2 protein-coding genes and 1 pseudogene are annotated in these 12,108 nt (G+C 76.5%); all 3 read left to right on the forward strand.

The features are described from left to right. Positions 1-2,256 (forward strand): SDR family NAD(P)-dependent oxidoreductase (locus tag SMA5143A_RS42195; protein WP_308812073.1); only part of this gene is annotated, 2,256 nt, incomplete at its 5' end. Between the two features lie 48 nt (positions 2,257-2,304). After that, positions 2,305-10,467: pseudogene (locus SMA5143A_RS44520) on the forward strand (type I polyketide synthase); the annotation flags it as partial. A 190-nt stretch (positions 10,468-10,657) separates the two neighbouring features. Further along, entirely contained in the window at positions 10,658-11,926 is a 1,269-nt protein-coding gene (locus tag SMA5143A_RS45070) for a beta-ketoacyl reductase (RefSeq protein ID WP_258194084.1), read from the forward strand. Positions 11,927-12,108 lie beyond the last annotated feature (182 nt).

Below are 12,108 nucleotides of genomic sequence, written 5' to 3' on the forward strand. Positions count from 1 at the left end.
CAGGAGACCGTGCCCGATCTGCTCGCCCTCCCCACGCTGCGCAAGGGCCGGGACGAGACGCGCTCGCTCGCCACCGCGCTGGGACGGCTGCACGTGCGGTCGGCGGGCGTGGACTGGGCCGCCTTCCTGGCCGGCAGCGGCGCGCGCCGGGTGGAACTGCCGACGTACGCCTTCCAGCGGGACGCCTACTGGCTGGAGACGGTCCGGGACTCCGCCGAGGAGCCCCGCACCGGAAACGGGGACCTCTACACGACGGCCTGGCAGCCCGTGGAGGGCGTCGCCCCGGCCGGGGCCCGGTGGGCGGTGCTGGGACAGCCGGACGGGCGGGCCGGTCTTCTGGCCAAGGCCCTCGCCCTGCACGCCGGGAACACGGCGTTCGTCCGGCCCGACGCGTCGACCGTGGACGAGGCCGCTGATTGCCTGGTCCTGCCCCTGGAGCCGGCCCCGCGGGCGGAGTCGGGTGCCGATGGGCACGGGGGTCGGGGGCGTGGCGGCCCGGAGGCCGTACGCCGCCTCACGCACGACACGCTCGCCCGGGTGCAGTCCGTCCTCGCGGAGGAGCGGTCGGCGGACTTCCGGGTGGTCGTCGTGAGCGGGGGCGCGACCACCGGCGACCCGGCCGGTGCGGCGGCGTGGGGGCTGCTGCTGTCGTTGCAGGCCGAACACCCCGACCGGTTCCTGCTGGTCGACCTGGAGGACGACGGCGCCGACGCGGTCGCCCTGGCGTCCGCCGTCGCCACCGCGCTGGCCCGGTCCGAGACCCAGGTCGCCGTACGCGGAGGGGAGTTGTGTGTGCCGCGGCTCGTTCCCGCCGACGATCCGCCCGCCGACGCCCCGCCCGCCGACACCCTGCCCGTCGACACTCCCACCCCGGCGCACGGCACGGTCCTGGTCACCGGCGGCACCGGGGAACTGGGCGGGCTCGTCGCGCGGCGGCTCGCAGCCGGCCACGGTGTGCGCGACCTGCTGCTCGTGAGCCGACGGGGCGCGCACGCGCCCGGGGCGGAGGCGCTCGCGGCCGACCTCGAACGGGACGGTGCCCGGGTCACGTTCGCGGCCTGCGACGTGTCCGACCGTGCGGCGCTCGCCGCCGTCCTGGCCGCCGTGCCGGCCGACCGGCCGCTGACCGGGGTCGTCCACACGGCGGGCGTCGTCGACGACGGCGTGGTCACCGCGCTCACCCCCGAGCGCGTGGACACCGTCCTCGGCCCCAAGTCCGACGCCGCCCACCATCTGCACGAGCTGACCCGTGACGCGGACCTGTCGCACTTCGTGCTGTTCTCCTCCGCCGTCGGCACCCTCGGCGGCGCCGGCCAGGCCAACTACGCCGCCGCCAACGCCTGTCTGGACGCCCTCGCCCGCGACCGCCGGGCACAGGGGCTGCCCGCGACCTCGCTCGCCTGGGGGCTGTGGGGGACCGGCGGCGGCATGGGCGGACGGCTCGCCGAGGTCGACCTGCGGCGGCTCGCCCGGGCCGGTGTGCTGCCGCTGGACGCCGAACGGGGCCTCGCCCTGTTCGACCGGGCCTGGGCGGCCGACGAAGCCGTCCTGGTGCCGCTGCGCACCGACCCCGCCGTCCTGCGGGAGCGCGCCACCGCCGGCACGCTGCCCGCCGCCCTGCGCACCCTGGTGACGAACACCGGGCGGGAGACACCCGGGCGGGCACGGCCGCAGGAACCCGGCGGCGCGTACGCCAACGGCACCTCCGCGAACGGTGCGCCCTCCGGCGCCGTCCAGGCGGAACGGCTGGCGGCGCTGCCCCCCGCCGAACGCGCCCGGACCCTGCTGGACCTGGTCAGGGCGCGGGCCGCCGCCGTCCTCGACTATCCGTCGCCCGACAGCCTCGACCCGCGCCGGTCGTTCCGTGAGGCCGGGTTCGACTCGCTCACCGCGGTCGAGCTGCGCAACAGCCTCGCCGCCGCCACGGGGCTGCCGCTGCCCGCCGCCCTCGTCTTCGACCACCCCAGCCCCGCCGCGCTGGCCGAGCAGTTGGAACGGCGCCTCCTCGACCAGGCCGGCCCCGCGCACACCCGGCAGCGGCCGGAACTGCCCGCCCTGCTCGACCAACTGGAGGCGGCCCTCGCGGAACTGCCCGCCGACGACCCCGAACGGCCCCGGGCCGCGGCCCGGTTGCGGGCGCTCGCGGGCGTGGGCACGGCCCCCCAGACGGGCGGCACCGACGTCGAGGAGCGGCTCGCCGTCGCCTCGGACGACGAGTTGCTGGACTTCATCCGCTCGGAACTCGGCAAGGAGTGAACGGTTCACATGGCTGATGGCAAGGAACTCCGCGACTACCTCAAGCAGGTCGCCGCGGAACTGCACCGGACGCGGGGGCGCCTCGGCGAACTGGAGTCGGCGGCCCGGGAACCGATCGCCGTGGTCGGCATGGCCTGCCGCTACCCGGGTGGCGTGCGGTCACCGGAGGACCTGTGGCGGCTCGTCGCCGAGGGCCGCGACGCCATCGGGCCCTTCCCCACGGACCGCGGCTGGGACCTGGCCTCCCTCTACGACCCCGACCCGTCGAAGGAGGGCACCTGCTACGTCCGTGAGGGCGGCTTCCTCGACGACGTCGCCTCCTTCGACGCCGCGTTCTTCGGGATCTCCCCACGGGAGGCGCACTCCATGGACCCGCAGCAGCGGCTCCTCCTGGAGAGCAGTTGGGAGGCCCTCGAACGCGCCGGGATCGACACCCTCACCCTGAAGGGCAGCCGCACGGGCGTCTTCGCCGGCGTCTCCCAGCAGGACTACGCGGCCCTGCTGACCGCCACCGAGGGCCGCATCGACGGCCACGGCTCCACCGGCGTCTCCAACAGCGTGCTCTCCGGGCGGATCTCCTACGTCCTCGGCCTGGAGGGCCCCGCCCTCACCGTCGACACCGCCTGCTCCTCCTCCCTGGTCGCCCTGCACCTGGCGGTACGGTCCCTGCGGGCCGGCGAGTGCGACCTGGCGCTGGCCGGCGGGGTCACCGTGATCTCCACGCCCGACGTGCACGTCATGCTGTCCCGTCAGGGCTCCCTCGCCCCCGACGGGCGCTGCAAGGCGTTCGGAGCCGTCGCCGACGGTGCCGGGTGGAGCGAGGGCGCCGGAGTCCTCGTCGTGGAGCGGCTCTCCGACGCGCTGCGCCACGGGCACCCCGTGCTGGCGGTCGTCCGTGGCACTGCCGTCAACCAGGACGGCGCCTCCAACGGGCTCAGCGCCCCCAACGGCCCCTCGCAGCAACGTGTCATCCGCGACGCCCTCGCCGACGCGGGGCTCACCTCCGCCGACATCGACGCCGTCGAGGCGCACGGCACCGGCACCCGGCTCGGCGACCCCATCGAGGCCGACGCGCTGCTCGCCACGTACGGCGCCGCCCGCCCCGACGGGCGCCCGCTGTGGCTGGGCTCCCTGAAGTCCAACATCGGGCACACCCAGGCCGCCGCCGGTGTCGGTGGCGTCATCAAGATGGTGCAGGCGCTGCGGGAACGCGTCCTGCCGAAGACCCTGCACGCCGACGAGCCCACCCCGTTCGTCGACTGGTCCGCCGGCACCGTACGCCTGCTGGACGAGGCCCGCCCCTGGCCGGACGGCGACGGCCCCGGCCGCGCCGCCGTCTCCTCGTTCGGGGTGAGCGGCACCAACGCCCACATCGTCCTCGAACAGGCACCCCCGGCCACCACGGCCTCCACGACAGGGGCCCCCACCCCCGACACCACGCCGACGGACACCACCCCGGGACCGCGGTCCTCCGACACCGCCGCCCCGTTCCCCGCCGTCCTCTCCGCCCGGGGCACCGCCGCCCTGCGCGCACAGGCGCGGCGGCTGGCCGACCACCTCACCGGCCGCTCCGGGCCCGGTGTCACGGACGTCGCCTTCTCCCTCGCCACCACCCGCACGCCGCTCGACCAGCGGGCGGCCGTGCTCGCCGCCGACCGGGACACCCTCCTCGCGGGACTCGACGCGCTCGCCGGGGGCCGCCCGCACGACGCCCTCGCCGAGGGCGCCGCCGTCACCGGCAGGACCGCGTTCGTGCTGCCCGGCCAGGGCTCCCAGTGGCTCGGCATGGGACGCGAACTCCTCGACACCGAGCCGGTGTTCGCCGAGCACGCCCGGCGGTGCGCCGCCGCCGTGCGGGAACTCGTCGACTGGGACGTCCTCGCCGTCCTGCGCGGCGAACCCGGCGACATCGACCCCGACCGCATCGACGTCATCCAGCCCGTCCTGTTCACCGTGATGGTGTCGCTGGCCCGGACCTGGCAGGCGTACGGCGTCACCCCGGACGCGGTGGTCGGCCACTCACAGGGCGAGATCGCCGCCGCCCACCTCGCCGGCGGCCTCGGCCTCCAGGACGCGGTCCGGGTCGTCGTCCTGCGCAGCCGCGCCCTGCGCACCCTCACCGTGCGCGGCGGCATGGCCTCCGTCCTGCTGCCGGAGGAGCAGGTCCGCGCCCGGCTCACGCCCTTCGCCGACCGGCTGTGGATCGCCGCCGTCAACGGCCCCGCCTCCGTCGCGCTCACCGGCGACCCCGACGCCTGCGACGCGTTCGTGGCCGCCTGCCAGGCCGACGGCGTCCAGGCCCGCCGTATCCCCGGCGCCGGCAGCCCGGGTCACTCCCCGCACGTCGAGGCGCTGCGGGAACAGCTGATGGCCGAACTCGCCGGGCTCGCACCGCGCAGCGGCGACGTGCCGTTCTACTCCACCGTCACCGGCGGCCCCTTCGACACCGCCGGTCTGGACGCCGCCTACTGGTGCCGCAACATGCGCGAACCCGTCCGCTTCGAACCCGCCGTACGGGCACTGCTCGCCGACGGACACCGTCTGTTCGTCGAACCCAGCCCGCACCCCGTCCTCGTCACCTCCCTCCAGCAGTGCGCCGAGGCCGACGACCACGAGGTCACCGTCACCGGCACCCTGCGGCGCGGCGAGGGCGGCGCCGGCCGGCTGCGCACCGCCCTGGCCCACGCCTGGACCGGCGGGGCGCCCGTCGCCTGGCCCCGCGTCTTCGCGGCCACCGGCGCCCGCCGCGTCGACCTGCCCACCTACGCCTTCCAGCGCACCCGGCACTGGCCCGACGGGCCCCGCCGCCGCGCCGACGTCACCGCGGCCGGTCTCGGCCCGCTCGAGCACCCGCTGCTGGGCGCGGCCGTGCGGCTCGCCGACGACGACGGGGTCGTCCTCACCGGGCGCGTCGCCCCGCACGACCACCCCTGGCTCGCCGGCTACCGCATCGGCGACCGGGCGGTCCTGCCCGGCACCGCGTTCGTCGAACTCGCCGTTATCGCCGGCGACCAGGTCGGCTGCGGCAGGATCGAGGAACTCACCCTCCACACCCCGCTGCCCCTGCCCACCGACGGGGCGGTCGCCCTCCAGGTCCGGATCGGCGCCGAGCGGGGCGGTCGCCGCACCCTCGCCGTGCACGCCTCCACCACCGCGTCCGGCACGGACGGACCATGGACCGTGCACGCCACCGGCGCCCTCGTCCCCGAGACCGGGGCCCCCGCCGAGGACCTGACGGCCTGGCCCCCGCCCGGCGCCACCCCCGTACCGGTCGACACCCTCTACGAGGGGCTCGCCGCCGCTGGCTTCGCCTACGGGCCCGAACGCCGACTGCTGGGCGCCCTGTGGCGCACCGACGACACGGTGTACGGCGAGGTCGCCCTGCCCGCCGCCCAGCACCCCGAAGCCGCCCGCTTCGGCCTGCACCCCGCCCTGTCCGAGGCCGCGCTGCACGCCCTGTACGCGCTCGGCGACAGCCAGGACATGGCCGTGCCGTTCTCCTGGGGCGGCGTCGAACTCCACGCCACCGGCGCGGCCCGGCTGCGGATCCGTGTGACCCGCACCGGCGAACGCACCGTCGCCCTGCTCCTCACCGACACCACCGGCGCGCCCGTGGCCGCCGCCGACGCCCTGCTGCTGCGCCCCGCCGACCCGGCGGGCCTCCTCACCGCGCCCCCCGCCGAACGCCTCGACCGCGTGGACCCCGTCCCCGCGCCCCGGCCCGCCCGCGCCCGCCGCACGGCCGCCACCGGCCCCGAGGGCGACGGCGACCCCGGCTCGCTGCGCGGCCGCCTCGCCCCGCTCACCGAGACCGAACGCACCCGGCTGCTGCTGCGGCTGGTCCGGGACACCGCCGCCGCGGCCCTCGGGCACACGGACGCCGACAGCGTCGAGGCCACCCGCCCCTTCAAGGAACTCGGCTTCGACTCCCTGACCGCCGTCGACTTCCGCAACCGGCTCGCCACCGCCACCGGACTGCGCCTGCCCGTCTCCGTCGTCTTCGACCACCCCTCACCCCGGCGCATGGTGCGCGCCCTGTACACGGAGCTGTTCGACGACGCGCCGGCCACCCCCGAGGCGGCGCGGGCCGTCCCCGCCCGGCGGTCCGCCGCCGACGGCGAACCCCTCGCCATCGTCGGCATGGCCTGCCGTTTCCCCGGCGGCGTCACCACCCCCGACGAGCTGTGGCAGCTGCTCGCGGAAGGCCGCGACGGCATCACCGGCTTCCCCCGCGACCGCGGCTGGCGCGCCCAGGACGCCGCCCGCGGCGGCTTCCTCGACGACGTCGCCGGCTTCGACCCCGGCTTCTTCGGCATCACCCCCCGCGAAGCACTCACCATGGACCCGCAGCAGCGCCTGCTCCTGGAGACCTCCTGGGAGGCGATCGAACACGCGGGCATCGACCCCACGACCCTGCGCTCCACCCGCACCGGCGTGTACGTCGGCGCCGCCGGGCTCGGCTACTCGCTGCTGTTCCCGCCCGGCTCCGAGCAACTCGCCGGATACACCGTCACCGGCACCGCCACCAGCGTCATCTCCGGCCGCGTCGCCTACGTCCTCGGCCTGGAGGGCCCGGCCGTCACCGTCGACACCGCCTGCTCCTCCTCCCTCGTCGCCCTGCACAACGCGATCCAGGCGCTGCGCTCCGGGCAGTGCGACCTGGCGCTCGCCGGCGGTGTCTGCGTCATGCCCAACGAGTCCCTCTTCGCCGACTTCGAGCGGCAGGGCGGCCTCGCCCCGGACGGCCGGTGCAAGGCCTTCGCCGACGCGGCCGACGGCACCGGCTGGTCGGAGGGCGTGGGCCTGCTGCTCGTGGAACGGCTGTCCGACGCGCTCCACCACGGCCACCCGGTGCTGGCGGTCGTCCGCGGCTCGGCGGTCAACCAGGACGGCGCGTCCAACGGGCTCACCGCGCCCAACGGCCAGGCCCAGCAGCGGGTCATCCGCGACGCCCTCGCCGACGCCGGGCTCACCGCCGGCGAGATCGACGCCGTCGAGGCACACGGCACCGGGACCCGGCTCGGCGACCCCATCGAGGCGCACGCCCTCCTCACCACCTACGGCCAGGACCGCGAACATCCCCTCTACCTCGGCTCGTTGAAGTCCAACATCGGGCACACCATGTCCGCGGCCGGTGTCGGCGGCGTCATCAAGACCGTCCTGGCCATGCGGCACGGACAACTGCCCCGCACCCTGCACGTGGACGCGCCCTCGCAGCAGATCGACTGGTCCGCCGGATCGGTCGAACTGCTGACGGAGTCCCGGCCGTGGCCGGAGACCGGCCGCCCCCGGCGCGCCGGCGTGTCCTCGTTCGGGATCAGCGGCACCAACGCCCACGTCGTCCTGGAACAGGCCCCCGCCGACAAGACCCCGGAAGCCGCACCCGGCGGCACCGCCGACGGCACCACCTCGGACCCCGCGCGGGACGCCCCCGGGGCACCCGCCGACACCCCCCGTGCCTGGCCGCTGCTGCTGTCCGCGCACGACGACGACGCCCTGCGCGACCAGGCGTCCCGGCTGCTCGACACGCTGGCGTCGGACCCCGGCCTGACCGCCCTGGACCTCGCCCACTCCCTGGCCACCACCCGCGCCGCCCTCGACCACCGGGCCGCCGCCACGGTGCGCAACCGCGCCGACGCGAGCGCCGCCCTCACGGCCCTCGCGGCGGGCGAACAGCCGGCCGGGCTGCTGCGGGACACCGCCCGCGAGGGCGCCCTCGCCGTGCTGTTCACCGGACAGGGAGCCCAACGGTTCGGCATGGGCAGGGAACTGTACGCGGCGCACCCGGTGTTCGCCGAGACCTTCGACGCCGTATGCGTCCACCTCGACCCGCACCTGTCGCGGCCCCTCGCCGAGATCGTGTTCGGCACCGGCGCCCAGGACCCCGATCCGGAGGCCGTGCACCGCACCGAGTACACCCAGCCCGCGCTGTTCGCCTTCGAGACCGCCCTGTACCGGCTGCTGGAGAGCTGGGGGGTGCGCGCCGACTACCTGTTCGGCCACTCCGTCGGGGAGATCACCGCCGCGCACCTCGCCGACGTGATGACCCTGCCCGACGCGTGCCGGCTGATCGCCGCCCGCGGCCGGCTGATGCAGGCCCTCCCGGCGGGCGGGGGCATGCTCGCCGTCGCAGTCGACGAGAAACGGGCCGCCGAGGCCCTCGCGGACCACCCGGACGTCACCGTCGCCGCCGTCAACGCGCCCGGCTCCGTCGTCCTGTCCGGCCCCACGGAGGCCCTCACCACCCTCCGCGACGGCTTCCGGGAACAGAGCGTACGCGCACGGTTCCTGACGGTCAGTCACGCCTTCCACTCGCCGCTGATGGAGCCCATGCTCGACGACTTCGCCCGTGTCGTCGCCGACCTCGACCTGCGCCCGCCGCGTATCCCCGTCGTCTCCGACCTCACCGGAGAACTCCTCACCCCCGAACAGGCATGCTCGCCCGACTACTGGGTGCGTCACGTCCGGGAGACGGTCCGCTTCGCCGACGGGGTGCGCACCCTGGCCGCCGAGGGCGTCACCGTCCTGCTGGAGGCCGGACCCGACGGCGTCCTCACCGGATCGGCGCACACCTGCCTCGACGCCGACGACGAACCCCCGGTCTGCGTCGCCGCGCAGCGCCGGAACGCACCCGAGGACGAGACCCTCGTCGCCGCCGTCGCCCGCGCCCACCTCGCGGGCACCCCCCTCGACCGGTCCGCCGTGTTCGCCGGCACCGGAGCCCGCCGCGTCGACCTGCCGACCTACCCCTTCCAGCGGACCCCCTACTGGCCCGAGCCGAGGCCCGCGGCGGCGAGCGGCGACCTCACCGCGCTCGGCCTGCGCCCCGCCGGGCACCCGCTGCTCGGCGCCCGCGTCACCGCGGCCGCCGACGGCACCACCCTGTTCACCGGTGAACTCTCCACGGCGACCCAGCCGTGGCTCACCGACCACGCCGTCCTCGACACAGCCCTGTTCCCCGGTACCGGCTTCGTCGAGCTCGCCCTGTGGGCGGGAGGCCGCCTCGACTGCCCCGACCTCGACGAACTCACCCAGGCCGCGCCCCTGCTGATCCCCGCCGACGCACCCGTCCAGCTCCAGGTCGCCGTCGGCCCGCCCGACGACACCGGCCACCGTGCCCTCTGCGTCCACTCCCGCACCGACGAGGACGGCCCCTGGACCACGCACGCTGAGGGCACCCTCGCCCCCCGGACTGCCACGACGCCCGCCCCGCCGCTCACGGCCTGGCCCCCGCAGGACGCCGAACCCGTCGACCTGACCACGTTCTACGAGGACCTCGTCGACCACGGCTTCAGCTACGGCCCCGCCTTCCGCGGCCTGACCGCGGCCTGGCGGCGCGGCGACGAGGTCTTCGCCGAGGTACGGCTGCCCGACCCCGCCCGCGGCGGCTTCACCCTCCACCCCGCCCTCCTGGACGCCGCCATGCACTCCCTGGCCTTCCGTCCCTCGGCGCCCGCGACCGGCGGACCCCTGCTGCCGTTCGCCTGGCGGGGCGTCACCGGCCACGCCCAGGCGGCGACCTCCCTGCGCGTGCACGTCCGCGACGAGGCCGAGGACCGGGTGGCGGTGGACCTCACCGACCCGTCGGGGCGCCCCGTCGCCTCCGTCGCCGCCCTGCACATGCGAGCCGCGTCCACCGCGGGGTTCGAGACCACGCGCATCCGCCCCGAATGGCTGCTCCACACGGAGTGGACCCCCCTCGACCCGCCCCCCGGAGGCCCCGGTCAGACACTCCCGGGCCGGATCGCCGTTGTCGGCGACGCCGCCGCGTACGCCCTCGCCGCGCCCTGGGCGGCGACCACCGAGGGCGTCGGACACCACGCGGACCTGGACGCCCTGAACGGGGCGGACCCACAGCCCGCCGTGGTGGTCGTGCCACTGCCGCCCGCCGAGCCGACGGCCGCCGCCGCCCGCGACGCCGTCCACCGGGTCCTCGCCCTGCTCCAGCGGTGGACCACCGACAGCGCCCTCGCCGCGACCCGGCTGGTGCTGTGCACCACCGGCGCCGTCCGCGCCACGGACACCGAGACCGTCACCGACCCGGCGGCCGCCGCCGTGTGGGCACTCGCCCGATCCGCCCAACTGGAGAACCCCGGCAGCGTCGTCCTCGTCGACGACCACCCCGACAGCACCACACCCCTGCCCCGCGCCGTCGCCCTCGCCCTGGCCCTCGACGAACCCCAACTCGCCCTCCGCGCAGACCGACTGCTGGCCCCACGGCTCGCCCGGCTCCCCCCCCACTCCCACCCCCGCCCCCACCGACGCTCCCACCCCCGCCTCCCCGCCCGCCGACCCTTCGGCTGCCGCCCCCGCCGACGCGTCCCCCGGCGTCTGGCCCGCCACCGGCACGACCCTCGTCACCGGCGCCACCGGCACGCTCGGCCGTCTCGTCGCCCGCCACCTGGTCACCCGGCACGGCGTACGCGACCTGCTGCTGGCCGCCCGGCGCGGCGGGGACGCCCCCGGCATGGAGGACCTGCTCACCGAACTCACCGCACTCGGCGCCACGGCACGTGTCGCGACCTGCGACGTCACCGACCGCGACGCACTGGCCGCCCTCCTCGACTCGGTCCCCGGGCTGAGGGCCGTGGTGCACACCGCGGGCACCGTCGACGACGCCACCCTCACCGCTCTCACCCCCGCCCAGGTCGACGCGGTCCTGCCCGTCAAGACGGAGGCCGTGGAGCACCTGCACGAGCTGACCGCCGACCGCGACCTGGACGCGTTCGTCGTCTTCTCCTCGCTCGCCGGCACCATGGGCGGCGCCGGCCAGGCCAACTACGCCGCCGCCAACGCCTTCGCCGACGCCGTCTGCGTCCGCCGGGCCGCCTCAGGGCTGCCCGCACTCTCCCTCGCCTGGGGCCCCTGGCAGCGCGGCGAGGGCATGACCTCGGGCGTCGCCGACAGCGACCTCAAGCGCATCGCCCGCGCGGGCCTGCGCCAGCTCGACCCCCGCGAGGGCATGGCCCTGTTCGACGCGGCCCTCACGACCGGCGCGAGCGTCGCCGTCCCCGTACGGCTGGACACCTCCGCCCTGGAACCCGGCTCACCCACCACTCCCGTACTGCTGCGGGCACTCGCCGCCGGAACCCGCAGGGACGGCACCGCGCAGGCCGCCCCGGCGGCCGGGCTGCGCGACCGGCTGCTGCCCCTGTCCGAGGCGGACCGCACCGCGGCCCTCGTCGACCTCGTCCGCGCGGAGGCGGCGACCGCCGCCGGACTGCCCTCGGCGGACGCCGTGCCCCCGGGCAGGCCGTTCCAGAACCTCGGCTTCGACTCCCTCATGGCCGTGGACCTGCGCAACCGGCTCTCCGCCCTCACCGGGCTGCGCCTGCCCGCCACCCTCGTCTTCGACCACCCCACCCCGAAGGACCTCGCCGAACTCCTCCACCAAGGGCTCGACCTGGCGTCCGCACAGGCACCCGACCCCGCCATGCTCGCCCTGGAATCCCTCGAAGAGACCCTGCGGACACCCGCCGACGACCCCGCCCGCAGGTCCTCCCTGGCCCTGCGCCTGCGCGTCCTCCTCACCAAGCTGGAGGAGACACCGGCCACCGGAGGCCCGGCCACGGCCGCCTCGCCAGTCGAGGACGACACCGACGCCGACCTCAACACCGCCAGCACCGAGGAACTCCTCAGCCTGATCGGGGACGAGTTCGGCATCCGCTGACCGGGACGACGGCCGGGGCGTGAGCGGCCGCCACCCCTGGCCCGCGCACCACGCGGGTTAGGGGGCGGCCACCCGGATTCTGGGGCTCCCACGCCCGGCGGGGCGCCGTAGCGTCACCACCGCGCCCACCAGGGCGACTTCCGTCCGCCGGGCCGTCGCCGCCCCCTGACCCGCCCCCCACG

It is taken from the genome of Streptomyces sp. MA5143a (assembly GCF_900290235.1).
GTDB lineage: Bacteria > Actinomycetota > Actinomycetes > Streptomycetales > Streptomycetaceae > Streptomyces.